The 26,200-nt window shown below is 69.7% G+C and carries 24 protein-coding genes and 1 tRNA gene; 7 read left to right on the top strand and 18 right to left on the bottom strand.

All coding sequences use genetic code 11. The annotated features are described in order from the left end of the window. Positions 1 to 5: 5 nt before the first annotated feature. From fabZ to rpsB, 12 genes are all read right to left on the bottom strand, one after another. Complete coding sequence (gene fabZ, locus EZ242_RS09630) at positions 6 to 449, bottom strand: 3-hydroxyacyl-ACP dehydratase FabZ (protein WP_135284917.1); 444 nt, start codon at positions 447 to 449, stop codon at positions 6 to 8. Continuing rightward, positions 446 to 1,420 carry a UDP-3-O-(3-hydroxymyristoyl)glucosamine N-acyltransferase gene (gene lpxD, locus EZ242_RS09625; RefSeq protein WP_135284916.1) on the bottom strand — a complete coding sequence of 325 codons (975 nt, stop codon included), beginning with the start codon at positions 1,418 to 1,420 and terminating at the stop codon, positions 446 to 448. The genes fabZ and lpxD overlap by 4 nt, the downstream gene beginning before the upstream one ends. Before the next feature lies 1 nt (position 1,421). Next, positions 1,422 to 1,931, bottom strand: a complete 510-nt coding sequence (locus EZ242_RS09620) for an OmpH/Skp family outer membrane protein (RefSeq protein WP_135284915.1) — start codon at positions 1,929 to 1,931, stop codon at positions 1,422 to 1,424. Next, positions 1,931 to 4,225, bottom strand: a complete 2,295-nt coding sequence (gene bamA / locus EZ242_RS09615; protein WP_135284914.1) for an outer membrane protein assembly factor BamA — start codon at positions 4,223 to 4,225, stop codon at positions 1,931 to 1,933. Before bamA ends, EZ242_RS09620 begins: the two co-directional genes overlap by 1 nt. 61 nt (positions 4,226 to 4,286) lie before the next feature. Then, entirely contained in the window at positions 4,287 to 5,660 is a 1,374-nt protein-coding gene (rseP, locus tag EZ242_RS09610; RefSeq protein WP_135284913.1) for an RIP metalloprotease RseP, read from the bottom strand. A gap of 16 nt (positions 5,661 to 5,676) precedes the next feature. Beyond that, complete coding sequence (gene ispC / locus EZ242_RS09605) at positions 5,677 to 6,867, bottom strand: 1-deoxy-D-xylulose-5-phosphate reductoisomerase (RefSeq protein ID WP_135284912.1); 1,191 nt, start codon at positions 6,865 to 6,867, stop codon at positions 5,677 to 5,679. Beyond that, positions 6,867 to 7,718: a phosphatidate cytidylyltransferase gene (locus tag EZ242_RS09600; protein WP_135284911.1), complete on the bottom strand. Its 852-nt coding sequence runs from the start codon at positions 7,716 to 7,718 to the stop codon at positions 6,867 to 6,869. The genes ispC and EZ242_RS09600 overlap by 1 nt, the downstream gene beginning before the upstream one ends. A 17-nt stretch (positions 7,719 to 7,735) precedes the next feature. Beyond that, positions 7,736 to 8,506 (bottom strand): polyprenyl diphosphate synthase, encoded by a 771-nt coding sequence (gene uppS / locus EZ242_RS09595; protein WP_135284910.1) that lies wholly within the window; start codon positions 8,504 to 8,506, stop codon positions 7,736 to 7,738. After that, the gene (gene frr / locus EZ242_RS09590; RefSeq protein ID WP_135284909.1) at positions 8,506 to 9,069 is read right to left on the bottom strand and encodes a ribosome recycling factor; all 564 of its coding nucleotides are present in this window, start codon (positions 9,067 to 9,069) and stop codon (positions 8,506 to 8,508) included. Before frr ends, uppS begins: the two co-directional genes overlap by 1 nt. A gap of 37 nt (positions 9,070 to 9,106) precedes the next feature. Then, positions 9,107 to 9,826, bottom strand: coding sequence for a UMP kinase (gene pyrH / locus EZ242_RS09585; RefSeq protein ID WP_135284908.1), 720 nt, complete (start codon positions 9,824 to 9,826; stop codon positions 9,107 to 9,109). Between the two features lie 119 nt (positions 9,827 to 9,945). Further along, positions 9,946 to 10,839: a translation elongation factor Ts gene (gene tsf / locus EZ242_RS09580; RefSeq protein ID WP_135284907.1), complete on the bottom strand. Its 894-nt coding sequence runs from the start codon at positions 10,837 to 10,839 to the stop codon at positions 9,946 to 9,948. Between the two features lie 86 nt (positions 10,840 to 10,925). Further along, complete coding sequence (gene rpsB, locus EZ242_RS09575; protein WP_135284906.1) at positions 10,926 to 11,681, bottom strand: 30S ribosomal protein S2; 756 nt, start codon at positions 11,679 to 11,681, stop codon at positions 10,926 to 10,928. Positions 11,682 to 11,870: 189 nt separating this feature from the next. Between rpsB and EZ242_RS09570 the strand changes: the two genes are divergently transcribed. From EZ242_RS09570 to EZ242_RS09560, 3 genes are read left to right on the top strand one after another with little or no spacing between them, the layout of a single operon-like run. Beyond that, positions 11,871 to 13,229: an amidase gene (locus EZ242_RS09570; protein WP_135284905.1), complete on the top strand. Its 1,359-nt coding sequence runs from the start codon at positions 11,871 to 11,873 to the stop codon at positions 13,227 to 13,229. Next, positions 13,230 to 14,501 (top strand): FAD-dependent oxidoreductase, encoded by a 1,272-nt coding sequence (locus tag EZ242_RS09565; RefSeq protein WP_135284904.1) that lies wholly within the window; start codon positions 13,230 to 13,232, stop codon positions 14,499 to 14,501. 24 nt (positions 14,502 to 14,525) lie between these two features. Beyond that, the gene (locus EZ242_RS09560; protein ID WP_135284903.1) at positions 14,526 to 15,980 is read left to right on the top strand and encodes an NAD(P)H-hydrate dehydratase; all 1,455 of its coding nucleotides are present in this window, start codon (positions 14,526 to 14,528) and stop codon (positions 15,978 to 15,980) included. Positions 15,981 to 15,983: 3 nt separating this feature from the next. Here EZ242_RS09560 and EZ242_RS09555 read toward each other — a convergent pair whose 3' ends face one another. Beyond that, positions 15,984 to 16,736 (bottom strand): SDR family oxidoreductase, encoded by a 753-nt coding sequence (locus EZ242_RS09555; protein ID WP_135284902.1) that lies wholly within the window; start codon positions 16,734 to 16,736, stop codon positions 15,984 to 15,986. Between the two features lie 37 nt (positions 16,737 to 16,773). Further along, positions 16,774 to 19,047 (bottom strand): ribonuclease R, encoded by a 2,274-nt coding sequence (gene rnr, locus EZ242_RS09550; RefSeq protein WP_135284901.1) that lies wholly within the window; start codon positions 19,045 to 19,047, stop codon positions 16,774 to 16,776. 18 nt (positions 19,048 to 19,065) lie between these two features. Here rnr and EZ242_RS09545 point away from each other — a divergent pair. Then, positions 19,066 to 19,150 (top strand) — tRNA-Leu (locus EZ242_RS09545). Between the two features lie 172 nt (positions 19,151 to 19,322). Here EZ242_RS09545 and rimO read toward each other — a convergent pair. The 4 genes from rimO to EZ242_RS22385 all read right to left on the bottom strand — a co-directional run bounded on the left by rimO (position 19,323) and on the right by EZ242_RS22385 (position 23,075). Beyond that, complete coding sequence (gene rimO, locus EZ242_RS09540; RefSeq protein WP_135284900.1) at positions 19,323 to 20,723, bottom strand: 30S ribosomal protein S12 methylthiotransferase RimO; 1,401 nt, start codon at positions 20,721 to 20,723, stop codon at positions 19,323 to 19,325. A gap of 34 nt (positions 20,724 to 20,757) precedes the next feature. Then, on the bottom strand, positions 20,758 to 21,297 hold the full coding sequence (gene phaR, locus EZ242_RS09535) for a polyhydroxyalkanoate synthesis repressor PhaR (RefSeq protein WP_240787033.1): 540 nt from the start codon (positions 21,295 to 21,297) through the stop codon (positions 20,758 to 20,760). 96 nt (positions 21,298 to 21,393) lie between these two features. Further along, on the bottom strand, positions 21,394 to 22,488 hold the full coding sequence (locus EZ242_RS09530) for a CaiB/BaiF CoA transferase family protein (protein ID WP_135284898.1): 1,095 nt from the start codon (positions 22,486 to 22,488) through the stop codon (positions 21,394 to 21,396). 50 nt (positions 22,489 to 22,538) lie between these two features. Then, positions 22,539 to 23,075 (bottom strand): DUF4334 domain-containing protein, encoded by a 537-nt coding sequence (locus EZ242_RS22385; protein ID WP_240787032.1) that lies wholly within the window; start codon positions 23,073 to 23,075, stop codon positions 22,539 to 22,541. Positions 23,076 to 23,195: 120 nt separating this feature from the next. Here EZ242_RS22385 and EZ242_RS22380 point away from each other — a divergent pair, with 120 nt between their 5' ends. From EZ242_RS22380 to EZ242_RS09515, 3 genes are read left to right on the top strand one after another with little or no spacing between them, the layout of a single operon-like run. Continuing rightward, positions 23,196 to 23,390 carry a hypothetical protein gene (locus tag EZ242_RS22380; RefSeq protein ID WP_240787031.1) on the top strand — a complete coding sequence of 65 codons (195 nt, stop codon included), beginning with the start codon at positions 23,196 to 23,198 and terminating at the stop codon, positions 23,388 to 23,390. Between the two features lie 25 nt (positions 23,391 to 23,415). Beyond that, on the top strand, positions 23,416 to 25,431 hold the full coding sequence (gene ftsH / locus EZ242_RS09520; protein WP_135284896.1) for an ATP-dependent zinc metalloprotease FtsH: 2,016 nt from the start codon (positions 23,416 to 23,418) through the stop codon (positions 25,429 to 25,431). Between the two features lie 34 nt (positions 25,432 to 25,465). Further along, positions 25,466 to 26,182: a haloacid dehalogenase type II gene (locus EZ242_RS09515; protein ID WP_135284895.1), complete on the top strand. Its 717-nt coding sequence runs from the start codon at positions 25,466 to 25,468 to the stop codon at positions 26,180 to 26,182. The last annotated feature ends 18 nt before the right edge of the window (positions 26,183 to 26,200 follow it).

The following is a 26,200-nucleotide window of genomic DNA, read 5'->3' as shown; positions in this document are numbered from 1 at the left end:
GGCCCTCAGGAATCGATGCGCCGCATGGTGCACATGAGCTCGGCCTCGCAGGCGACCTCCTCGCCCACGCGCGTGATGCCCTTGAACTTGAAGATGCCGGCCTTGGCGCGCTCCAGCGTCACGTCCATCACGAGCTGGTCGCCCGGCTCCACCGGCCGCTTGAAGCGCGCCGCGTCGATGCCGGCGAAGTAGTAGATGGTCTTGTCGTCCGGCGTGACGCCCTGGGTCGCGAAGGACAGCAGCGCGGCGGCCTGGGCCATGGCTTCGAGCATGAGCACGCCGGGCATGACCGGCCGGTGCGGGAAGTGCCCCGTGAAGAACGGTTCATTGATGGAGACGTTCTTGATCGCGCGGATGCGCTGGCCCTTTTCCAGCTCGACCACCCGGTCCACCAGCAGGATGGGGTAGCGGTGCGGCAGGAGCTTGAGGATCTGGTGGATGTCCATCATGAGGATTTTTTCTCGAGGGCCTTGACGCGTTCGCGCAGTCCGTGGAGCTGACGCAGCGTGGCCGCGTTCTTCTCCCAGGCGGCGTTCTCGTCGAGCGGGAAGATGCCGGTGTAGTGGCCCGGCTTGTGAATGGAGCGCGTGACCAGCGAGGTGGCCGAGATGTGCACGTGGTCGGCGATGCTGAGGTGGCCCAGGATGCCCGCGCGGCCACCGATGGTGCAGTGCTCGCCGATGGTGGCGCTGCCCGCGACCGCGGCGCAGCCGGCCATGGCGGTGTGGCGGCCGATGCGCACGTTGTGGCCGATCTGGATCAGGTTGTCGAGCTTGACGCCGTCTTCGATGACGGTGTCGGCCAGCGCGCCCCGGTCGATGCAGGTGTTGGCGCCGATCTCCACGTCGTTGCCGATGCGCACGGCGCCGAGCTGCTCGATCTTCTCCCAGGCACCCTGGTGCGGCGCGATGCCGAAGCCGTCGGCGCCGATCACCACGCCCGGGTGCAGGATGCATCGCTCGCCGATGGTGCAGCCCTCGCTCACCGTGACGCGGGACTTCAGCTCCGTGAAGGCGCCAATGCGCGCGCCCCGCTCGACCACGCACAAGGGGCCGATGCGCGCGCTCGGATCGACGAAGGCCTCTGGATCGACGACGGCGCTGGGGTGGATGCCGGGCACGAAGCCCCGCTGCAGCACGCGCCGCTTCCACAGCTGCGTGACGCGCGCGAAATAGAGGTAGGGGTCATCCGCGACGATCGCGGCGCCACGCGCCAGCGCGGCCTCACGCAGGGCCGGCGCAACGATGACGCAGCCCGCCTGCGAAACGGCCAGCTGCGGCTGGTAGCGCGGATTGCTCAGGAAGCTCAGCTGGCCCGACTGGGCGGACTCCAGCGGAGCCAGGCCCTCGATGAGGCGAGCGGGGTCGCCATGCAGTTCGCCGCCGAGCTCTGCGACGAGCTCGCCCAGAGCGAGGCCCACGTCACTTGCTCGCGTTGAGCGCCTTGATCACCTTCTCGGTGATGTCGTGCTTGGGATTGATGTACACGGCTTCCTGCAGGATGAGGTCGTACTTTTCCTGTTCGGCGACCTGGCGCACCACGCGGTTGGCCCGGTCCAGGACCTGCTGCAGTTCCTCGTTCTTGCGCGCGTTGAGGTCTTCCTGGAATTCACGGCGCTTGCGCTGGAAGTCGCGGTCCTGTTCCACGAGTTGCCGCTGGCGGGACATGCGCTGCGTTTCGGGCAGCGTCGGCGCTTCGCGTTCGAAACGCTCCGAGGCGGTCTTGAGCGCATTGCCGAGTTCGGCCAGCTCCTTTTCGCGCCGCGAGAATTCCTGCTCCAGCTTGGTTTGCGCGGCCTTGGCGGTGTTCGCCTCGCGGAAGATGCGGTCCGTGTTGACGAAGCCGACGCGGAATTCCTGCGCGGCGACCGGCGCGGACAGCACGGCCAGCCCGAGCAGGCAGGCGTACCACTGGCGAGTCAGATATGACATTAGAAGGAGGTCCCGATCTGGAATTGGATTTTCTGGATTCTATCGCCGGCCTCTTTCTTGAACGGCACGGCATAGGCCAGGCGCAGCGGGCCCAGCGGTGAGAGCCAGGCCAGGCCGACGCCCGCGGAGGCCCGCAGGTCGCCGAAGGCGGGACGCTCGTCCTCGCCAAAGACGTTGCCCACGTCGGTGAAGCCGTAGAGGCGCAAGGTGCGGTCGTTGCCGGCACCGGGGAAGGGCGTGAGCAGTTCGGCGTTGAAGACCACTTTCTTCGGGCCGCCGATGGACGATCCGGTCACGTCGCGCGGACCCAGCGTGCCCTGGTCGAAGCCGCGCACCGAACCCAGGCCGCCCGCGTAGAAGTTCTTGAACACGGGGAAGGGGCGATCGCCCAGTCCCTGACCCCAGCCGAGTTCGCCGTTGAAGGCCAGGGTGTACTGCTTGCCCAGCGCGAAGTACTGCTGCACCTGGTAGTTGCCGCGCCAGTAACGCGCGTCAGCCGCCGCGGCGAGTTCACCGGTGAGCCGCTGCAGCCGGCCGCTGGTGGGCACCAGCGCGCTGTCGCGGTCGTCGCGCGTCCAGGACAGCGTCAGGGGCAGCGCGGTGCTGCGGTAACCGAAGCGCTCCGCATAGGCCAGGTAGGCGGCGGGGATGTTCGTGCCCGGACGGATTTCGGTGCTCTCGACGCCGGCGCCGAAGAACACGGTATCCAGTTCGCTGAAGGGCACGCCGAAGCGGATGGCGCCGCCCATGGTGGCCAGCGAGTAGTTGCCGCCCTGGTCCTCGTAGGGGCGCGAGCGCCGGTAGTAGGCCTCCAGCGTGCGCGAGATGCCGTCCTGGGTGAAGTACGGATCGATGGTGGTCAGGGCCAGCGTGCGGTTGTACTTGCTGGTGTTCAGGTCCAGGCTCAGGTAGTTGCCCGAGCCGAACGCGTTCTCCTGGCGCACGGTGAAACCCAGGCCGAGCTTCTCCGCGCTGGAGAAGCCGGCCGAGAGCTGCAGGCTGCCGGTGGGCTTCTCGACCACGCCGACGTTCAGGTCCACCTGGTCCGGCGCGCCGGGGACTTCCACGGTCTCGATGTTCACGTCGCGGAAGAACCCGAGGCGGTCCACGCGGTCGCGCGAGCGGCGGATGCGGTCGGCGTCGTACCAGCTCGATTCGAGCTGGCGGAACTCGCGGCGGATCACCTCGTCACGCGTGCGCACGTTGCCCGAGATGTTGATGCGCCGCACGTAGGCGCGGCGCGAGGGCTCGGCCACCAGCGACAGCTGCACGCGGTTGCTGGCCCGGTCGATCTCCGGACGGGCCTCGACCTGCGCGAAGGCGTAGCCGAAGTTGCCGAAGTAGTCGGTCATGGCCTTGATGGTGGCCGCGACCTGGTCCGCGTTGTAGGGCTCGCCCGGGCGGATGGTCACCAGCGACTTGAACTCGTCTTCCTTGCCGAGGTAGTTGCCCTCCAGCGTCACGCCGCTGACCACGAAGCGGTCGCCCTCGGTGACGTTGACCGTGATGGTGATGTCCTGCTTGTCCGGCGACATCGCGACCTGCGTGCTGTCGATGCGGAACTCCAGGAAGCCGCGCTGCAGGTAGTAGGAGCGAAGCGCCTCCAGCGACGCATTGAGCTTGACGCGCGAGTAGCGGTCGGACTTGGTGTACCAGCTGAGGAAGCCGCCGGTGTCGATCTCGAACAGGCCGAGCAGCGTGGCGTCGCTGAAGGCGTCGTTGCCGACGATGCGGATGTCCTTGATGCGCGCCGTCTCGCCTTCGGTGACGGTGAAGGTGAGGTTGACCCGGTTGCGCTCGATGGGCGTGACGGTGGTCACCACCTCCGCGCCATAGAGGCTGCGGCTGATGTACTGGCGCTTGAGTTCCTGCTCGGCCCGGTCGGCCAAAGCCTGGTCATAGGGGCGGCCTTCGGCCAGGCCGATCTCGCGCAGCGCCTTGGTGAGGGCTTCCTTGTCGAATTCGCGCGCGCCGACGAAATCGACGTTGGCCACGGTGGGCCGCTCCTCCACGGCCACGACCAGCACATTGCCGGCCACCTCGAGCCGCACGTCCTTGAACAGGCCGAGTGCGAACAGCGCCCGGATGGCGGCGGTGCCCTTCTCGTCCGTGTACTCCTCGCCGACCCGGAACGGCAGCGATGCGAAGACCGTGCCGGGCTCGACCCGCTGCAGGCCTTCGACGCGGATGTCCCCGAGGGTGAAGGGCTCGACCGCCCAGGTGGAGGCCGCGAATGCCAGCGCCATCACGCTCGCCAACGTACGCGCGCGAAAGCGCCTGAAATGTTGCTTCATGGATTCTGAAGGGCCGCGCCAGCGTGGAGGCGCTTCGCGGCGGGTCCGGCCAGGTGTGTTGTTATCCGAAGAGGCGCGTCACATCGTTGAACAACGCAATCGACATCATGACCAGCAGGACCGCCACACCCCCGCGCTGCAAGCGCTCCATCCAGGCGTCCGACACACCCCTGCCCGTCACGACCTCCCAAAGATAATACATCAGGTGTCCGCCATCCAAGACCGGTAGCGGCAGCAGGTTCAGCACGCCCAGGCTCACGCTGATGAGGGCCAGGAACACGAGGTACTGCGACAGTCCCAGGCTTGCGGACTTGCCCGCGTAGTCGGCGATGGTCAGCGGCCCGCTCAGGTTCTTGAGCGAGGCCTCGCCGATCACCATGCGACCCATCATCTTGAGCGTGAGCGCCGACACCTCCCAGGTGCGCACCACGCCACCCCACAGGCCTTCGACCGGACCGCGCCGCACGGTGACCATCTCGGGCGCGGCTCCCACGTAGGCGCCGATGCGGGCAATCGGGCCCTCGGGCCCGGCCACGCGCTCGGGCGTGACCTGCACCGTCACCTCGCGGCCCTCGCGCACGATGCGCCAGTCGCTCGCGACCGGCTCGCCGCCGCGCAGCTGACCGCGGATCCATTCACGCAGCTGCTGCCCGTCGACGATGGCCTGCCCGCCGGCGGAGAGCACCACGTCGCCGGGCTTCAAGCCGGCGCGGGCGGCCGCGCCCTCCGGCACCAGCTCGCCGAGCACGGGGCGGGTCCAGGGTCCGAGGATGCCGATGCGGCGAAAGAGCGTCGGGTCCGCATCGGCCGCACCGAGCGTGGACAAGGGCAGCGTCAACTCGCGTGCGGAGGCGCCCTCGCCTTGGCGCACCGCCAGACGCAGGTCACGGCCGTCCAGCGCGCCACGCGTGAGCAGCCAGCGCAGGCTTTCGAAGGACTCCACCGGTTCCAGCTCGCCCTCGCCGAAGCCCGCTGCCACGACGCGCTCGCCGCCTTCCAGGCCCGCGCGCTCGGCCAGCGAGCCGGCGACCGGGCTGGCGACCACCGGCGTGGGCTCCTCGGTGCCCCACCAGGCCACCAGCGAATACAGCAGCACGGCCAGCAGCAGGTTGGCCAGCGGCCCCGCGGCCACGATGGCGGCGCGGGACTTGAGCGGCTGGGTGTTGAAGGCCAGGTGGCGCTCGGCCGGATCGACGGGCGCCTCGCGCTCGTCCAGCATCTTCACGAAGCCGCCCAGCGGAATGGCCCCGACCACGAACTCGGTGTCCTGGCCCGGCCGCTGCCGCCGCGGCTTCCAGCGCAGGATCGGGTGGCCGAAGCCGACCGAGAATTTCAGCACCTTGACCCCGCAGGCGACGGCGACGCGGTAGTGGCCCCACTCGTGCACCGCGATCAGCAATCCCAGGGCGACGATGAAGGCGATGACGGTCAGCATGGTGGCGGTGTCTTTCTCAGGTCAGGCAGGCGATCGATTCCTCAGCCTGGGCGCGCGCCCGCGCGTCGAGGGCAAGCAGGTCGGTCAGGTCCTGCGGCTTGGAGACCTGAACCGCCGACAAAGTTGCCAGATTCACCGAATGGATCTGGTCGAAGCGGATCCGCTCGTCCAGGAAGGCGGCGACCGCGACCTCGTTGGCCGCGTTGAGGACCGCCGTGCTGCCAGGCTGCGCGCGCAGGCACTCCCAGGCCAGCTGCAGCCCGGGAAAGCGCTCGCGGTGGCCGCGGCTGTCCAGGGCCTCGAAGCTCATGTCGGCCAGGCGCGAGAAGTCCAGCGCCTGCGCACCGGAGGCGATGCGCTGCGGCCAGGCCAGGCCATAGGCGATGGGCACGCGCATGTCGGGCGTGCCCAGCTGCGCCACCACGGAGGTGTCGCGGTACTGCACCATCGAGTGGATGACGCTCTGCGGGTGGATCACCACGTCCAGGCGCTCGGGCGGCAGGCCGAAGAGGTAGTGCGCCTCGATCACCTCCAGGGCCTTGTTCATCATGGTGGCGGAGTCCACCGAGATCTTGCGGCCCATGACCCAGTTGGGATGGGCGCAGGCCTGCTGCGGCGTGACCTCGCGCAGGCGCGCCGGCTCCCAGGTGCGGAAGGGCCCGCCCGAGGCGGTGAGGATGATCTTGTCCACCTGCTCGTCCCAGCTCGCCGGGTCCTCGGGCAGCGACTGGAAGATGGCCGAGTGCTCGCTGTCGATGGGCAGCAGGCGGGCGCCGCCGGCGCGAACGGCGTCGAGGAAGAAGTCGCCACCGACCACCAGCGCCTCCTTGTTGGCCAGCAGCAGGCGCTTGCCAGCGCGCGCCGCGGCCAGGCAGGGAGCGAGCCCGGCCGCGCCCACGATGGCCGCCATCACCACATCAACCTGCTCGTGCGCGGCGATGCGCTCCAGGGCGTCGGGCCCCTCCAGAACCCGCGTGGGCAGGCGCTCGGCTTCGAGGCGCTCCGCCAGCCTGCGCGCAGCGCCCGCATCGGCCATGACGGCGAAGGCGGGCCGCAAGCGCGCGCACTGTTCCAGCAGCAGATCGACCTGGCGCGCCGCGCTCAACGCGAAGACCTCGAAGCGCCCGGGATGCCGGGCGATGACGTCGAGCGTGCTGGTGCCGATCGAGCCGGTCGAGCCCAGCACGGTGATGCGTTGAGGTTTCATCAGTACGACAGCGTTGCCAGCATCATGGCCAGCGGCAGGGTGGGCAGCAAGGCGTCGATGCGGTCGAGCACGCCACCGTGCCCGGGCAGCAGGCCGCTGGAATCCTTGGCGCCGGCGCTGCGCTTGACCAGCGATTCGACCAGGTCGCCCACCACGCTCATGGCGGCGAGAAAGAGGCTGCCCAGCACCAGCAACACCCAGGAGCGATCCGCGAGCACGCTGTAGAGGCTGGACGTGGCGCCGCGGCCGGATGCATCGATCAGCACCCATGCCAGCGCCAGCAGCAGCACCCCCAGCATGCCGCCCCACACGCCTTCCCAGCTCTTGCCGGGGCTGATGGCGGGCGCGAGCCGGCTGCGGGTGAACTTCAGGCCGAAGGTCTTGCCCGCCGCATAGGCGGCGATGTCGGCGACCCAGACCAGAACCAGCACCGAGAGCAGGAAATTGATGCCGAGCTCGCGCGCCTGCGCGGCGGCAAGCCAGGCCAGGCTGAGCGCGACCAGACCGCCGGCCACGCGCAATGCCCTGGGAAGCCGCGGCCAGCCCGCAACGCCGCGCTGCAGGAGGAAGGCGCCTCCAAGCACCCAGACCAGGCCGGCGCCGAGCCAGAGCCCGGGGGGCACGCCCTGCGGCCATCCGGCCCACCAGGCCAGGCTGCACAGCAGCAGGCAGGCCAGCCCGAGGCCGATCGATGCCGGCTGCGACAAGCCGTTGAGCCGCCCCCATTCCCAGGCGCCGGCGGCCACGAGGACGAGCAGGACGAGCTGCAGCGGACCAGGCGCGGGCCAGAACAGCGCCGGCAGCAGGATCGCGAGCAGGACGACGGCGGTGATGACGCGCTGTTTGAGCATGGACGGCGGCTGCTGCGTCACGCCGCCTTGCGCGTCGCCTTGGGTTCGATCTGCTCGGAGGTCTTGCCGAAGCGGCGTTCGCGGCCGTTGTAGTCCGCGATGGCGGCGTCGAGCTCGGCCGGGCCGAACTCCGGCCACAGCTTCTTGCTGAAGTAGAACTCCGAGTAGGCCGACTGCCAGAGCAGGAAGTTGCTGATGCGCTGCTCGCCCCCGGTGCGGATCACGAGGTCCGGGTCCGGCACGTGGGCCAGGGCCATGGCGCCCGACAGGGCCTCTTCCGTGACGGCTCGCCCTTCGGCGGCCAGCCGCGCCGCGGCCTGCACGATGTCCCAGCGGCCGCCGTAGTTGAAGCAGATGTTGAAGATGAGGCGTGTGTTGGCCGCCGTGGCCGCCTCGGCCTGAGCCAGCCCGGCCCGCACCTTGGGCGCGAGGCTGTTGCGGTCACCCACGAAGTGGATGCGAACGCCCTCGGCGCGCAGCTGCGGCACCTCGCGCGAAAGCGCCAGGGCCAGCAGCTCCATCAGGCCCGACACCTCTTCGGGCGGGCGGCTCCAGTTCTCGGACGAGAAGGCGAAGACCGTGAGCACCTTGACGCCGATGTCGCCGCAGTGCCGCACGCAGGCGCGCAGGGCATCGACGCCGACCTTGTGGCCGGCCACGCGCGGCAGGAAACGCCGCGTGGCCCAGCGGCCGTTGCCATCCATGACGATGGCCACATGGTGCGGAACGGTGCTGCTGGAGCCCGAGGGCGGCTTGGCCGCCACCGCGGCACGGCGCGTGGCTGCCATCAGACCGCCATGATCTCTTGTTCCTTCGAGGCGACCATCGCGTCGATCTCGGCGATGTGCTTGTCGGTCACCTTCTGGACGTCGGCCTCGGAACGCTTCTGGTCGTCCTCGGAGGCGAGCTTGTCCTTGACCAGCTTCTTGACGTGCTCGTTGGCGTCGCGGCGCAGGTTGCGGATGGCGATCTTGGCGTTCTCGCCTTCATGGCGGACCAGCTTGGTCATCTCCTTGCGGCGCTCCTCGCTCATGGGCGGCATGGGCACGCGGATCAGATCGCCCATGGAGGCCGGGTTCAGGCCCAGGTCGCTGTCGCGGATGGCCTTCTCGATCTTGGGGCCCATGCCCTTCTCCCAGGGCTGCACGCTGATGGTGCGCGCGTCGAGCAGCGCCACGTTGGCCACCTGGCTGATCGGCATGAGGCTGCCGTAGTAGTCCACCTGCACCGTGTCCAGCAGAGCCGGATTCGCGCGCCCGGTTCGGATCTTGGTGAGGTTGTTCTTGAAGGCCGCGATGGACTGGTCCATCTTGGTCTCGGTGGTCTTCCTGATCTCGGCGATGGTGGTCATGGTGGGATTCCTCTTCTCGGGACTCGGGGAGGGTCGTTCAGGCGTAAACCAGGGTGCCTTCGTCGTCACCCTGCACGACGCGCTTGAGCGCGCCGTTCTTGAAGATGGAGAACACCCGGATGGGCAGCTTCTGGTCGCGACACAGCGCGAAGGCCGTGGCGTCCATGATGCCCAGGTTCTGGCTGATGGCCTCGTCGAAGCTGATGCGGCTGTAGCGCGTGGCCGAGGGGTCCTTCTTGGGGTCGGCCGTGTACACGCCGTCCACCTTGGTGGCCTTGAGCACCAGCTCGGCGCCGATCTCGGCCCCGCGCAGCGCCGCGGCGGTGTCGGTGGTGAAGAAGGGGTTGCCCGTGCCGGCGGCGAAAACCACCACCTTGCCTTCTTCCAGGTACTGCAGCGCCTTGGGGCGCACGTAGGGCTCGACGATCTGCTCGATGGCGATGGCGGACATCACGCGCGCGATCAGCCCCTGCTTGTTCATGGCGTCGGCCAGCGCCAGCGCGTTCATCACCGTGGCCAGCATGCCCATGTAGTCGGCCGTGGCCCGGTCCATGCCGACCGAGCCGCCCGCCACGCCGCGGAAGATGTTGCCGCCGCCGATGACCACCGCCACCTGCACGCCCATGTGCACGACCTCGGCGACTTCCTCGACCATGCGCACGATGGTGGCGCGGTTGATGCCGAAGGGATCGTCTCCCATCAGCGCCTCGCCGGAGAGCTTCAGCAGGATGCGCTTGTGGGCCGGGGCTTCGGGCATGAAGATGTATTCCTAGGTTCTAACTCTTGAAGCAATCAACCGGTCGGCGCCGGGCGACGCCGCATTCTGTCATCGAAGCGGCTGCCCGGCGTTGCGCCGGGCAGCGGAACGCCGGTCGCTCAGGCGGCCGACTTGGCGGCGGCCACCTGCGCGGCCACCTCGGCGGCGAAGTCGTCCACCTTCTTCTCGATGCCCTCGCCCACCACGTAGAGCGTGAAGCCCTTGACCTGGGTGTTGGCCGACTTGAGCATCTGCTCGACGCTCTGCTTGTCGTTCTTGACGAAGGGCTGGTTGAACAGCGACACCTCCTTGAGGTACTTCTGCACCGAGCCTTCGATCATCTTGGCGGCGATGTCGGCCGGCTTGCCCGACTCCTGCGCCTTGGCCGTGGCCACCGAACGCTCCTTCTCGATCAGCTCGGCCGGCACATCGGCGCTGGTGAGCGCCACCGGCTTCATGGCTGCCACGTGCATCGCCACGTCCTTGGCCGCCGTGTCGTCGCCTTCGTACTCGACCACCACGCCGATGCGCGTGCCGTGCAGGTAGGCGGCCAGTTGCTTGGCGCCGTCGAAACGCTTGAAGCGGCGAAAGCTCATGTTCTCGCCGATCTTGCCGATCAGGCCCTTGCGCACTTCCTCCAGCGTGGGGCCGAAGCCGTCCTGGCTGTAGGGCAGCGCGCCCAGCGCGGCGATGTCGGACGGGTTGTTGCGCGCGATCAGCTCGGCGGCGGCGCGGGCCATGGCGAGGAAGCTGTCGTTCTTGGTGACGAAGTCGGTCTCGCAGTTGGTCTCGAGCAGCGCGCCGGTCTTGCCGTCGATGAAGGCGGTGACCACGCCTTCGGCGGTCACGCGGGCAGCGGCCTTGCCGGCCTTGTTGCCGAGCTTGACGCGCAGGATCTCCTCGGCCTTTTCCATGTTGCCGTCGGCCTCGGTCAGCGCCTTCTTGCACTCCATCATGGGCGCGTCGGTCTTGGCGCGCAGCTCGGCGACCATGCTTGCGGTGATTGCTGCCATTTCGTTTTCCTCTGTAGCGTTCAGTTCAGACTCGATGGAAAAAAAGGGGCTCGCGAGCCCCTTGGGAAGCGGGTGCCCGGGGCCGATCAGGCGCCGGAGCCTTCTTCCACTTCGACGAACTCGTCGTCGCTGCCTTCGGAGGCGGCACGGGCCACGTCGTTCACCGCGCTGGAGCGGCCTTCCAGGACCGCATCGGCGATGCCGCGGGCGTACAGCGCCACTGCCTTGGCGGAGTCGTCGTTGCCGGGGATGACGTAGTCGATGCCCTGGGGCGAATGGTTGGAGTCCACCACGCCCACCAGCGGGATGCCCAGCTTCTGGGCTTCGGCCACGGCGATCTTGTGGAAGCCGACGTCGATCACGAAGATGGCGTCCGGCAGGGTGTTCATGTCCTGGATGCCGCCGATGTCCTTTTCCAGCTTCTCGATCTCGCGCTGGAACATCAGCTGTTCCTTCTTGGACATGGCGTCCAGGCCGGCTTCCTGCTGGGCCTTCATGTCCTTCAGGCGCTTGATGGAGGTCTTGACCGTCTTGAAGTTGGTCAGCATGCCACCCAGCCAGCGCTGGTCCACGAAGGGCACGCCGGCGCGGCGGGCCTCGGTGGCGACGATGTCGCGGGCCTGGCGCTTGGTGCCCACCATGAGGATGGTGCCGCGGTTGGCGCTGAGCTGCTTCACGAACTTCATCGCGTCCTGGAACATCGGCAGCGATTTTTCCAGGTTGATGATGTGGATCTTGTTGCGATGGCCGAAGATGAACGGGGCCATCTTGGGGTTCCAGAAGCGCGTCTGGTGCCCGAAGTGGACACCGGCTTCCAGCATTTCGCGCATGGTTGCGGACATGTCTGAGTTTCCTGAAGGTTGGGTCTAAAATCCGCCCCGAAATCGGCGCCTCTCAAGAGGACTCCGACACCTAGGTGGGAGGGATTCGCGGGTGTTTGCTTCGCAGCGACTGCCAGGCCGCCAGATCCTGCCGGTAAGGCAAGCCGCAAAGCCCAAAGAGTCTAACACAGCCCTCCCCCGCACAGCCGGATGACCACCGACCTCATCGACACGCTCGAGGCCATCCGTGCCGGGCGCCTCACCTCGCCGCAAGCCCTCTCGGCCGCCCTCGACGCGGCCCGTTCGCCCGCCTGCCACGACGCTTTCCTCCAGCGCTTCGAGGGCAGTGCCGTTCAGCCGCCCGAGGGGGCCGCGGACCTGCCCCTGGGCGGCCTGCCGGTCTCGGTCAAGGACCTGTTCGACATCGCCGGCCAGCCCACGCCGGCCGGCTCGCAGGTGCTGCGCGACGCGCCGCCCGCCGCGCAGGACGCCCCGGCCGTCGCGCGCCTGAAGGCCGCCGGCGGCGTCGTGGTCGGCCGAACGCACATGACCGAGTTCGCCTTCTCGGGCGTGGGCACGAACCCGCACTTCCGCGTGCCGGCCAACCCCGCCGCCACCGATGTACCGCGCATCCCCGGCGGCTCGTCCTCGGGCGCGGCGGTGAGCGTCGCCTGCGGCGCGGCCTTCGTCGGGCTGGGCTCGGACACCGGCGGCTCGATCCGCATTCCTGCTGCGCTGTGCGGGCTGGTCGGCTTCAAGAACACCGCGCGCCTCACGCCCACCGAAGGCGCCCTGCCCCTGTCCACCACGCTGGACACGGTGTGCGCCATCACCCGCTCGGTGCGCGACGCGGTGCTCGCGCACGAAGTGCTGAGCGGTCGCACGGTGAGCCGCGAGGCGCGTCCGCTGCCGTCGCTGCGACTCGGGGTGCCGTCCACGCAGTTGCTCGACGACCTGGACGAGACGGTGGCAAGGGCTTTCGAGCGCTGCCTGCGCCTGCTGCGGGAGGGCGGCGCCCGCGTCGAGGAAGTTCCGCTGGAGGCCCTGCAAGGCCTGTCCGGGCTGCAGGCCAGCGGCGGCTTCGCCGCGGCCGAGAGCTACGCCTGGCACCGTGAACTGCTGGCCACGCAGGGCGAGCGATACGACCCGCGCGTGCGGCTTCGCATCGAGCGCGGCGCCGGCATGAAGGCCTGGGAGTACCTCGATCTGGTCAAGGCGCGGCGGGCCTGGATCGCGGACATGGAGCGCGCCACCGGCGGCTTCGACGCCCTGCTCTCGCCCACCGTGCCCATGGTCGCGCCGCCCATCGCCTCACTGGCGCCGGCCGACGGGCGCGACCCGGCCGCCGACGCGCAGCGGGACCAGGCCTTCTTCCGTACCAACGCGCTGCTGCTGCGCAACCCGAGCGTGGTCAACATGCTCGACGGCTGCGCCATCAGTCTGCCCTGCCACGTGCCGGGCGAGCTGCCCGCGGGCATCATGGTCTGGCACGGCGCGCTGCGCGACGACACCGTGCTGCAGATCGCCTCGCAGCTCGAAGCGCTGCTTGCTCCCCTGCGCGGCCACTGAATGAACATCGCCATCGTGGGCGCCGGCGTGGTCGGCGTCACAACGGCCTACGAGCTTGCCTTGCGCGGCCACGCCGTGAGCGTCTTCGAGCGCCGCGGCGGCGTGGCCGAGGCATCGAGCTTCGCCGGCGGCGGCCTGATCGCGCCGGGTTGCCTCGCGCCCGGCGCGCCGATGGGTGCTTCCGCCCGGACCCTGCGCAGCTTCCTGGAGCCGCACCCGGCCCCGCTGCTGCGGTGGCCATTCGGCTGGCGCGAGCTGGCGTGGCGCCGCGACTGGCGCCGCGCGAACGCAGGCACCGGATGGCACGAGCGGCGGCAGGCCATGCAGCAGCTCGCCGAGGTCAGCCGCGTCCGCCTGCACGAACTCACCCTGGCCCTCGAGCTCGACTACGACCGCAGCCCCGGGCTGCTCGTCCTGCTGAGGTCTGCGCGCGAACGCCGGCAGTTCGCAGCGGTGCGAGCCCAATGGGACGCCATGGGTGTTCGCCACGAGGAGGTCTCACCCGAGGAGGCGCGCACGATCGAACCGGCACTGGATGCCCGGGCGCGTTTCGTATCGGCCCTGCACCTGCCCGACGAGGGCGTGGCCAATAGCCGCGAGGTGGCGCAGCTGCTGCGCCGGCAGGCGCAGCAGCTCGGCGTGCAGTTCAACTTCGACTGCGCGGTGCTGCCGCTGGAGCGCGGCGAGCCGCGCCGGCTGCAGCTCCAACGCGGCGATGGCGGGGCGGGCTCGCACCGCTTCGACGCCGTGGTTCTGTGCACAGGCGTCCAGGGCGCAGAGCTGCTGCGCCCGCTCGGCCTGCGCCTGCCCATTGCGCCGCTTTGGGGTTACAGCGTCACCGCGCGCATCGGCGAGCCACTGAACGCGCCCGCAAGCGCGGTGTTCGACGAACGTCACAAGGTCCTCATCACGCGCCTGGGCGATCGGGTCCGCGTGAGCGGCGGGGCCGAGCTCGGCGGGCGGCCCGACGAGCGCGATCCCCGGGTGATCGAATCCCTGTACCGCGTGCTGCAGGAATGGTTTCCTGCTGCCGCGCGCCTGGCCGGCAAGTGTGTGACCGTGCAGGAGTGGAAAGGCGCGCGTCCCATGCTGCCCGATGGGGCACCGGTTCTCGGTCCCAGCGGCCTGCCGGGCCTGTGGCTGAACCTCGGCCACGGCGCCTGTGGCTGGGCGCTGGCCTTCGGCTGCGCAGGCCGGCTGGCGCAGGCCATCGACGGCCAGGGCGACGACGATTTCGGGCCGCTGGGCGCCACGAGGTGGTGGGGTCGATAAGACTCCGGGCGGCACAATCGTCCGATGCAACGCGTGACCGCCGGCCCTCCCTGGGCCTTGCACGACATCGCGGCGATCCGCCGCATCGAATCCGCCGCCGCGCTCGGCCTGCCCCCTCACGCCCTCATGCAGCGTGCGGGCCTCGCGGTCGCGCGCCTGGCGCTTGCGCTCGCCCCGCACGAGCCGGGGGTGTGGCTGGCCTGCGGCCCGGGCAACAACGGCGGCGACGGGCTCGAAGCGGCCTGGCACCTGAAGGCCTGGGGGCGCTCGCCGGTCGTGACCTGGCTGGGGGACGAGCAAAGCGTTCCGGCCGATGCGCGCGCCTCGCTGGAACGCGCACGGCATGCGGGCGTGGTGTTCACGGACACACCGCCGCCGCGCTGCGGCCTGGCCATCGACGCCCTCTTCGGCCTCGGGGCGCGGCGGCCGCTGGCGGGACGCGCGGCGCAGTGCCGCGACGCGCTCGCCACGCTGGCGGCGGCCGGAACGCCCGTGCTCGCGGTGGACCTGCCCTCGGGCCTGGATGCGGACACCGGCACCGGCGAGCAGCCCGTGCGCGCGGACCACACGCTCAGCCTGCTGGCCCTCAAGCCCGGGCTGTTCACGGCGCAGGGCCGCGATGCGGCGGGGCAGGTGTGGTTCGACGACCTGGGCGTCACCGCGAGCGAGCCGGCTTCGGCGATGCTGAGCGCACGGCCCGAGCCGGTCCTGCGTCCCCATGCATCGCACAAGGGCAGCTGGGGCGACGTGGCCGTCGTGGGCGGTGCGGCGGGCCTGCGCGGCGCGGCGCTGCTGGCGGCGCGCGCTGCGCTGCACGCAGGTGCGGGCCGCGTCTTCGTGGCGCCGCTGCAGGCAAGCGGCGAGCCCACGCTCGACCCCTTCCAACCCGACCTGATGTTCCGCGATCCCGAAGCCCTGGACCTGCCCCGGCTTCACATCGTGTGTGGATGCGGCGGGGGCGACGCAGTGCGGGCCGTGCTGCCGCGGATCATCAGCAGCGCGCGCTCGCTGGTGCTGGATGCCGACGCCCTCAACGCCATCGCGGCCGACGCGTCATTGGGCAAGCTCCTGCGCGCGCGCTCCGGGCGGGCGGACCGCCCCAGCGTGATCACGCCGCACCCCCTCGAGGCCGCGCGCCTGCTGCAGCTCACGGCCGGCGAAGTGCAGCAGGACCGGCTGAGCGCGGCGCGCAAGCTGGTCGAGGCCTTCGGCTGCGTCGTCGTCCTCAAGGGCTCCGGCAGCGTGATCGCCGCACCGGGCGAGGTGCCGCGCATCAACCCGACCGGCAATGCCCGCCTGGCGATCGCCGGAACGGGCGACGTGCTGGCCGGGATGGTCGCGACGCGGATGGCGCGGGGACAGGCGCCGTTCGCGGCAGCGTGTGACGCGGTGCATGCGCATGGCGAGCTCGCGGACCACTGGCCCGCGGGCGAGACGCTCACGGCTGCGGCGCTGGCCCGCTCGATCGCGCCCGACTGAGGCTCAGCCCCTTCCTACAAAGGGCATCTTGGTCGCCATCACCGTGTGGAACAGCACATTGGCTTCCAGCGGCAGGCTGGCCATGTAGCGCACCGACTCGCCCACCAGCTTCACGTCCATCAGCGGCTCGGCCGCGATCTCGCCGTTGGCCTGCGGCACGCCCTGCGTCATGCGCATGGCCAGCTCGGTGCCGGCATTGCCCACGTCGATCTGCCCCACCGCGATGTCCCACTTGCGGCCGTCCAGCGAGGCCGCCTTGGTCAGGCCCGCCACGGCATGCTTGGTGGCGGTGTAGGCGATGGAATTGGGCCGGGGCGCATGGGCGGAGATGGAGCCGTTGTTGATGATCCGCCCGCCGCGCGGCGACTGCGTCTTCATCACGCGGAAGGCCTGCTGGATGCCGTAGAACATGCCGCTCAGGTTGGTGTCCACCACGCGCTTCCAGTCGTCGAGGGACAGGTCCTCCAGCGGCACGCCCGGCGCGCCGATCCCGGCATTGTTGAACAGGAGGTCCACCCGGCCCCAGGTGCGCACGGTGGTCTCGAAGAGCGCCTTCACGGAGGCCGGGTCGGTGACGTCGGTGGGCACGATGAGCGTGCGGTCGGCCGCGCACTCGGCCAGGGTCTGCTCAAGCACCTCGCGGCGGCGGCCGGCCAGCGCGACGTGCCAGCCGTCCGCGAGCAGCGCGAGCGCCGCCGCCTTGCCGATGCCGGTGCCGCCGCCCGTGACGATCGCGATCCTGGGTTGGCCTGCCATGGAAAATCTCCTCTTGTTTGTTCGTGTCGTGGATGCGTCATCGGCGAGACTTGCGCGACTTGCCGCTGCTCTTGCCCGCGGCCTTCTTGACCGCGGCCTTCAAAGCCTGGATCGGGGAGCGCGCCTGCTCACCGGGCTCGGCTGCGGACTTCGCGGCGCGTTTTCCGGCGGCCTTGTCGCGGGACTTGCCGCCGGACGACGTGACGCCCTTGTCGCGCATGGCACGGCTGGCGAGGTCCTCGTTGTCGTGCACCAGGCGGAAGTCGATCTTGCGCCCGTCCAGGTCCACGCGGCTGACCTGCACGCGCACCCGCGTGCCGATGGCGTAGCGGATGCCGGTACGCTCGCCGCGCAGCTCCTGGCGCGCCTCGTCGAACTTGAAGTACTCGCCGCCGAGTTCGGTGATGTGCACCAGTCCTTCGACGTACATGGCGTCCAGCGTGACGAAGATGCCGAAGCTGGTGGCCGCGGTGACCACGCCGGAATACTCCTCGCCGAGGTGCTCGCGCATGTACTTGCACTTGAGCCAGGCCTCCACGTCGCGGCTGGCCTCGTCCGCGCGGCGTTCGTTCGCACTGCAGTGCAGGCCGGCGGCCTCCCAGGCCTGGACCTCGCGGCTGGGCGGCGCGGCCGCCTTGCGCGGCTTCTGCCCGGGCGCAGCCACGCGCGCCGCCAGCCGGCGGGCCAGCTTCTCCTGCGCCTCGCCCGGCGTGGGCAGCGCGGGCAGCGCGTAGCGCTCGCGGCTCAGGATGGCCTTGATCACGCGGTGCACCAGCAGGTCCGGATAGCGGCGGATGGGGCTGGTGAAGTGGGTGTAGGCCTCGTAGGCCAGGCCGAAGTGCCCGCTGTTGATGGGGGTGTAGATGGCCTGCTGCATGGACCGCAGCAGCATGGTGTGGATCTGCTGCGCGTCGGGCCGGTCCTTGGTCGCGGCGGCGATGCGCTGGAACTCGGCCGGATGCGGCTCGTCGGAGATGGACAGGCCGACCGCCAGTGCCTTGAGGTAGTTGCGCAGGATCTCCTTCTTCTCCGGCGTCGGCCCCTCGTGCACGCGGTACAGGCCCGGGTGCTTGCCCAGCTGGATGAAGTCGGCGCTGCAGACGTTGGCCGCCAGCATGGCCTCCTCGATGAGGCGGTGCGCATCGTTGCGCACGCGCGGAACGATCCGCTCGATGCGGCCGCTCTCGTCGCACACGATCTGCGTCTCGGTGGTCTCGAAATCCACCGCGCCGCGCGTCTGGCGCGCCTTGAGCAGGGCGCCATAGACGTCGTGCAGGTGCATGAGGTCCTGCACCCGATCGCGGCGCCGCTGCGCCTCCGGCCCGCGCGTGTTGGCCAGGATGGCGGCCACTTCCGTGTAGGTGAAGCGGGCGTGGCTGTGCATCACCGCCGGATAGAACTGGTAGGCCTGGATCTCGCCGGTGGACGTGACCAGCATGTCGCAGACCATGCACAGGCGGTCCACGTCGGGATTGAGCGAGCACAGGCCGTTGGAGAGCTTCTCCGGCAGCATGGGGATGACGCGGCGCGGGAAGTACACGCTGGTGGCGCGCTCGTAGGCGTCGATGTCGATGGCGCTGCCGGTCTCCACGTAGTGGCTCACGTCGGCGATGGCCACCAGCAGGCGCCAGCCCTTGCCGCGGCCCACCTTGGCGGGCTCGCAGTAGACGGCATCGTCGAAGTCGCGCGCGTCCTCGCCGTCGATGGTGACCAGCGGCACGTCGGTCAGGTCCACGCGCCGCTTCTTGTCCTGCGGGCGCACCTTGTCCGGCAGGCTGCGCGCCTGGGCGATGCAGGCGTCGGAGAAGACATGCGGCACGCCGTACTTGCGCACGGCGATCTCGATCTCCATGCCGGGGTCGTCGATCTCGCCCAGCACTTCCTTGACCCGCCCCACCGGCTGCCCGTAGAGGCTGGGCGGTTCCGTGAGTTCGACCACCACCACCTGCCCGGGCTTGGCCGTGCCGGTGAGCCCCTTGGGGATCAGCACGTCCTGGCCGTAACGCTTGTCCTCGGGCGCGACCAGCCAGACGCCGCTTTCGTGCAGCAGGCGGCCGATGATGGGACTGGGGGGGCGTTCGACGATCTCCACCACGCGCCCCTCGGGGCGGCCGCGGCGGTCGTGGCGCACCACGCGGGCCTTGACGCGGTCCTTGTGCAGGACGGCGCGCATCTCGTTGGGAGGCAGGTAGATGTCGGCTTCGCCGTCATCGCGCACGACGAAGCCATGACCGTCGCGATGCCCCTGGATCACGCCCTCGATTTCTTCGAGCAGGTTCTTGTCGGGAGCGGCTGTGTTCTTGATATACAATCTTGTTTTTCCTGAAATGCCCAGGTGGCGGAATTGGTAGACGCACTAGTTTCAGGTACTAGCGAGTAACATCGTGGAGGTTCGAGTCCTCTCCTGGGCACCAATGATAAAGACATCAAAGCCGGCTTCGCCGGCTTTGTTTGTTTCCGGGCTCGTCATTCCCGGGCCCTTGATTCCCGGACTCGTGATTCCCGGGCTTGTGAATTCCAAGCCTGCAAAGGCCCAGGTCCGAAGCCGGCGCGAGCCGGCTTGTTCTTTCCGCGCGAGACGCCGCGTCAGACCGGCACCGCCACCAGGTCGTGGCCCTGCGTGTCGACGATGCGCGCCTGCGTGAACTCGCCCACCTTCAGCTGCTTGCTGATCTTCTGCGGCGCAAGAAGCCGCACCACGCCGTCGATCTCGGGCGCATCCGCATAGCTGCGCCCCACCCCACCCTTGCGGCCGAGCGCCGGGGCCGAGTCCACCAGCACCTGCATGGTCGCCCCCACGCGCTCGCGCAGCTTGGCGGCCGAGACTTCCTCGGCCACGGCCATGAAGCGCGCGCGCCGCTCCTCGCGCACTTCCAGCGGCAGCATGCCGGGCAGCTCGTTGGCGACCGCGCCCGCCACGTCGCTGTAGGCGAAGCAGCCGGCCCGGTCGATCCGCGCCTCGCGCATGAAGTCCAGCAGGTGCTCGAACTCGGCTTCGGTCTCGCCCGGAAAACCGGCGATGAAGGTGCTGCGCACGACCAGCTCCGGGCAGGCCTCGCGCCAGCGCTGCAGGCGCTCCAGGTTGCGCTCGCCGCTGGCGGGCCGCTTCATCCGGCGCAACACGTCGGGGTGGCTGTGCTGGAAGGGCACGTCCAGGTAGGGCAGCACGCGACCGCTGGCCATGAGCGGGATGACTTCATCGACCGAGGGATAGGGGTACACGTAGTGCAGCCGCACCCAGGCACCGTGCGGCTCGGCCAGCTCGCCCAGCGCCTGCGCGAGCTCGAGCATGCGCGTGCGCACGGGCCGGCCGTCGAAGAAGCCGGTGCGGTACTTGGTGTCCACCCCGTAGGCGGAGGTGTCCTGGCTGATCACCAGCAACTCCTTCACCCCGCCTTCGAACAGTGCGCGCGCCTCCTTGAGCACGTCGCCGATGGGGCGGCTGACCAGGTCGCCGCGCATGGACGGGATGATGCAGAAGGTGCAGCGGTGGTTGCAGCCTTCGCTGATCTTGAGGTAGGCGTAGTGGCGCGGCGTGAGCTTGACCCCGGCTTCGCCGAAAGCGCCGGGCACCAGGTCGATGAAGGGGTCGTGCGGCTTGGGCAGGTGCTCGTGGACCGCGTCCATCACCTCCTGGGTGGCGTGGGGACCGGTCACCGCCAGCACCGAGGGGTGCATCTGCCGGACCAGGTTGTCGCCGGAGGCGCCCGCCCGCGCGCCCAGGCAGCCGGTGACGATGACCTTGCCGTTGGCGGCCAGGGCCTCTCCGATGGTGTCCAGGCTTTCCTTGACGGCGTCGTCGATGAAGCCGCAGGTGTTCACGATGACCAGGTCCGCGCCCTCGAAGGTCTTGGACGTCTGGTAGCCCTCGGCCGAGAGCTGGGTGAGGATCAGTTCGGAATCGGTCAGGGCCTTGGGGCAGCCCAGGCTCACGAAGCCGACCTTGGGCGCGGGAGTGGTGTTCGGCAGGACAGCGGTTTCGCTCATAGGGGCCGCATTGTCCCAGCTTGTCGAAGGGACCCTACCGCTTGATGCCGAATGCCCCGAACATCTGCTCCGTCTGCTTCTGCATCTGCTCCTGCATCTGCTCGAAGAGGGTCTTGGACTGCTCCAGGTAGCTGCCCATCACGCCCTGCATCAGCGGGTTCTGCATGTTCCCGAACTGGGCCCACATCTCCGGCGTGAAGTTCTTGGACTGCTCGGCCAGCTTGGCCTGCAGGTCGGTGAAGGCCTGCACGTTGCGCTCCAGGGAGGTGCCCATGAAGCCCTGCATGGCATGGCCATAGAACCGGATGATGTTGGCCAGCGCCGCCTCGCTGAACATCGGCGCGCCGCCGGCCTCCTCCTCCAGGATGATCTGCAGCAGGATGCTGCGCGTGATGTCGTCGTTGCTCTTCGCATCGCGCACGACGAAGGGCTCGCTGTCCAGCACGAGCTGCTTGACCTGTGCGAGCGTGATGTAGGCGGACGTGTTGGTGTCGTAGAGGCGCCGGTTGGGGTACTTCTTGATCACGCGCTGCGCCGGCTTGACGGCGCTGGCCTGGGCTTTCTTGCCTTGCAATTCGACACTCCTGGCCCGCCCACCTGGGGCGCGACTGTGGTTGGCTGTGGCCGGCATTGTAGGAAGCGCGCTGGCGCGCCCCGTCCGGAGGTTACCCTAGCGCTCGGCCTCCAGGCCCCAGGCGCGCAGGATGTCGTCGCGGCGGCCGGGGTCCACCGGCCCGGCGTTCCCCGGCGTGCGGCTCAGGCGGGGGGCCGCTGCCGGTTGCGTCACGCCGTCGATCTCCACGAAGGTGCCGCGGGCGCGATTGTGCGGGTGGCGCGGGGCCTCGTCCCAATCCAGCACCGGGGCGACGCAGGCGTCGGTGCCCTCCAGCAGCGCGCACCACTCGTCGCGCGTGCGGGTCTTGAAGAGGGCCGCCAGCCGGCCGGCGAACTCGGGCCAGCGGGCGCGCTCGTTCTGCAGCTCGCGCAGCTCTGCATCGTCGATGCCGCAGCGCTCCATCAGCAGCGCATAGAACTGCGGCTCCAGCGCCCCGACCGCGATGAAGCGACCATCGGCGCAGGCGTAGTTGCGATAGAAGTGCGCGCCGCCGTCGAGCCAGTTGTCCTCGCGCTGCGAGGTCCAGCGGCCGCTGGCGCGGAAGCCCCACATCATGGCCGACAGCAGCGCAGTGCCGTCCGTCATGGCGGCATCGACCACCTGCCCGCGGCCCGACTGCCGTGCCTCCAGCACCGCCGCCAGCACACCGAAGGCCAGCAGCATCGCGCCGCCGCCGAAATCGCCGACGAGGTTCAGGGGAACCGTGGGCGGCCCTTCCTTCGGCCCGATGGCATTCAGCGCGCCGCTCAGGGCGATGTAGTTGATGTCATGCCCCGCCGCTTGCGACAGCGGCCCGTCCTGGCCCCAGCCGGTCATGCGGCCGTAGACCAGTGCCGGCCGGCGCGCCAGGCAGGTGTCGGGTCCGGCGCCCAGCCGTTCCATGACCCCGGGTCGGAAGCCCTCAATCAGCACGTCGGCGCGGTCCACCAGCGCCAGCAGGGTCTGCAGGCCCTCCGGCGAGCGCAGGTCCAGCTCCAGTGCCGGCCGCCCCCGGGCCGTCACCTCGTAACGGTCCAGGCGCGCCGCGCCGCCCGGCCGTTCGATGCGCAGCACCTGGGCACCCATGTCCGCCAACAGCATGGCGCAGAACGGCGCGGGGCCGAGCCCGGCCAGCTCGATGACCTTCAATCCCTGCAGCGGTCCCGGCATGGGGCCTCCTTCACCAATTCGACCCGGCCATTGTCGGCCCCGCGTGCGGATCAGCCGCGGCGCAGCAGGAAGAAGAACGGTCGGTCCAGGCCCTTCATGTCCATCAGCCCGAGCACGCGCGCCTCGTCGATGCGGCGGAACACGTCGATGATGGGGACCGTGTCGTACACCATGGCGGCAGTGGCCACGCCGCGGAATTCGAGCATGCGCAGGCGCGCCTGCGAGCGCTGCGTGGACAAGAGCGGCAGCAGCGGCCTGGCCCAGCGCGCCGCGGCGGGGGTCTTCAACGCGGGCCAGGCCTGGAGTGCCTGCACGGCCCAGGTCGCGCCCAAGGGGCGGAGCCGGTAGCTGCATGCATCGCCTGCCGTGAACAGCAGCGGATCGACGTGCTCGGCGGTCCTGAAGTGCTTGCCCTGCCAGCCGTAGGCGCTCAGCACGCCGTCCAGCGGATGGCCGGTCGGAAACTCGGCCCCGAGCCAGCGGCCCAGCATGGCATCGAGCTCGACGGCATCCAGGCTGTCGAAGAGCGACAGCGCGTCTTCGAAGCGCACGCTGCCGCGACTGACGGTCCGGTAGAAGGCGTTCACCTCGGACCTCCATCGCACAGGGTCATGTCGGCTCCTGTTGAGGCCGGCCAAGCGGTCGTCTCCTACTCGCCCGGCGCGGCCATCGGCATAGATTGGCCTGCACTGTGAAGGAGTATGAACATGCCAGGCGAGAAGAAATCCGGTGACACCCACAAGCCCGAGATCGAACGCGACCTGCCCGTGCAGGGCGGCAGCGAAGACGGCGCCCAGGCACGCCACCTGGAGCAGGACCGCGAGCAGGGGGTGCGCAAGGCGGGCATCGTGACGAAAGACGAGGAAGCCTCGCAGCCCGACAAGCCCGAAGGCGAGCGCTGAGCCGGCGGAGCGGCGCGAACGCCCCATGGCACCCCCGCCGAATCCCAAGCTGCCACCCCGACCTGGCGGCACGCCCCTGGGCGGCATGCCGCCGCGCCGCTCCTGGGCGGTCTTCCTGGTCATCCTGCTGATCAACTATTGGGTCTTCAGCCAGCTGCTGCCCGGTGCCGACGAACCGGTCACGGTGCCCTACACCACCTTCCGCGAGCAGGTGGCCCAGGACAACGTCAGCGCGATCTACAGCCAGGGCACCAGCATCGAGGGCCGCTTCAAGTCGCCGGTCACCTGGCCGCCGGCGAATGCCGCGGGCGCCGGATCGGCGGCGCCGGCGCCCGGGGTCGGCCCGATCGCATCGCGGGCACCATCGCGCACCTCGGCCACCTTCACCACCGAGCTGCCCACCTTCTTCGACCGCGGCCTGGAAGACTTCCTCATTCGCCACGGCGTGGAGATCAGCGCGACGCCCATCCGGCAGGGAAGCGGCTGGGCCACGCTGCTGTTCGGCTTTGGTCCGGCCCTGCTGATCATCGCCTTCTATGTCTGGCTCTGGCGCCGCGCTTCGGCGCAGGGCGGCATGGGCGGCGGCGGCCTCTTCGGCATCGGGCGCAGCAAGGCCAAGCGCTACGACATCGACAAGGACACTCGCGTCACCTTCGACGACGTGGCAGGCATCGACGAGGCCGAGGCCGAGCTGGTGGAGATCGTGGACTTCCTCAAGTCGCCGCAGAAGTACACCCGCCTGGGCGGCACCGCGCCCAAGGGCGTGCTGCTGGTGGGCTCGCCCGGCACCGGCAAGACCCTGCTGGCCAAGGCCGTGGCCGGGGAGGCCGGCGTTCCCTTCTTCTCCATGAGCGCGGCCGAGTTCGTGGAGATGATCGTGGGCGTGGGCGCAGCACGCGTGCGCGATCTCTTCAAGCAGGCGCGAGAAAGCGCACCGGCCATCATCTTCATCGACGAGGTCGACGCCATCGGCCGCGCGCGGGGCCAGGCGGTGCTGGGCGGGGCGAGCGAGCAGGAGCACACGCTGCAGCAGATCCTCACGGAGATGGACGGCTTCACCGGGCGCGAGGGCATCATCGTCCTGGCCGCCACCAACCAGCCCGACGTGCTCGACCGCGCGCTGCTGCGCCCGGGCCGCTTCGACCGGCGCGTGGTGGTGAACCTGCCCGACAAGGCCGGCCGCCGGGCCATCCTGGACGTGCACGTGCGCAAGGTGCCGCTGGCCGCCGACGCCAACCTGGAGGAACTCGCCCAGGCCACACCCGGCTTCTCGGGCGCCGACCTCAAGAACCTGGTCAACGAGGCCGCCCTGCTCGCGGCGCGCCGGGGTGAGGCGGCGGTCCAGCAGAAGGACTTCCTGGACTCGCTGGAGAAGATCGTGCTCGGCCCGGAACGGCCGCTCCTGCTCAGCGCCGAGGACCGCGAGCGCATTGCCTACCATGAGAGTGGCCACGCCATCCTCGGCCTGCTGGTGCCCGGGGCCGACCCGGTGCATCGGGTCAGCATCGTGCCGCGCGGCCAGGCCCTGGGCGTGACCTACCAGCGACCCTCGGCGGACCGCTACAACTACCCGGAGGACTACCTGCGCGCCCGCATCATCGGCATGCTCGGCGGCCGCGCGGCCGAGGAAGTGGTGTACGGCACGCGCACCACCGGCGCAGAGAACGACATCGAGCAGGCCACCCAGCTCGCGCGCAACATGGTCACGCGCTGGGGCATGAGCGACGCGGTGGGCATGGTGCAGCTCGCGCCGCGCCAGAACGCCTTCCTGGGCGGCCCGGCAGGCTTTGGCGGCGACAGGCCCTTCAGCGAGCAGACCGCCAGCCTGATCGATGCCGAAGTGCAGCGCATCATCAACGAGTGCCACGTGCAGGCCAAGCGCCTGCTGCACCAGCACCGCAAGGCCCTCGACGCGCTCGTGGCCTCGCTGCTGCGACAGGAAACGCTCTCGGAGCATGAGATCCTCCAGGCCACGGGGCTGCAGCCGGCGCCGCAGCTCCACGGCCGCCCCATGGTCCCGAATGCGGCGAGCCAGGCTTGACGTCCTGTCCCTCCCCGCAGAAAGGACCCTGGAGATGACCGATAACCGCGCCCTCGCGGACACCGTCAAGGTGCTGGCCTTCGATGTCTTCGGCACCGTGGTGGACTGGCACGGCAGCATCGTGCGCGAAATGCGCGAACGCTACCCGCAGGTGGACGGCGACGCCTTCGCCCGCGCCTGGCGCGCCGGCTACGCACCGGCCATGGCGCGCGTCATGTCGGGCGAGCAGGGCTGGACGCTGCTGGATACGCTGCACCGGCAGATCCTCGAGGAGATCCTCGGCCGCTTCGGCCTGGCGCACCTGGACGAAGCCCAGCGTCGCCACCTGAACCGGGTCTGGCACCGCCTCGACGGCTGGCCCGACAGCGCGCCCGCGCTCACGCGCCTGAAGCGCCGCTTCACGATCTGCACCCTCTCCAACGGCAACATCGGCCTGCTCACCGACATGGCCCGGCATGCCGGCCTGCCCTGGGACTGCGTGCTTTCGGCCGAGGTGTTCCGCGCGTACAAGCCCGATGCGGCCACCTACACGGGCGTGGCGCGCGTCTTCGACATCGAGCCGGCCGAGGTGATGATGGTTGCCGCGCACGCCAACGACCTCGCCGCCGCCCGGCAGCACGGCCTGCGCACGGCGTTCATCGAGCGGCCGCTGGAGTTCGGCGCGGGGCATCCGAAGGACGTGTCGCCCCAGGCGGGCAACGATCTGCATTGCCGGGACCTGCTGGACCTGGCCGGGCAGTTGGGCGCCTGAGGCGTTCCGGCCGGATCT

This window comes from Ramlibacter rhizophilus, assembly GCF_004681965.1.
Classification (GTDB): Bacteria; Pseudomonadota; Gammaproteobacteria; order Burkholderiales; family Burkholderiaceae_C; genus Ramlibacter; species Ramlibacter rhizophilus.
The sequence above is the reverse complement of the archived record's forward strand: the minus strand, read 5'-3'. Positions and strand labels throughout refer to the sequence as shown.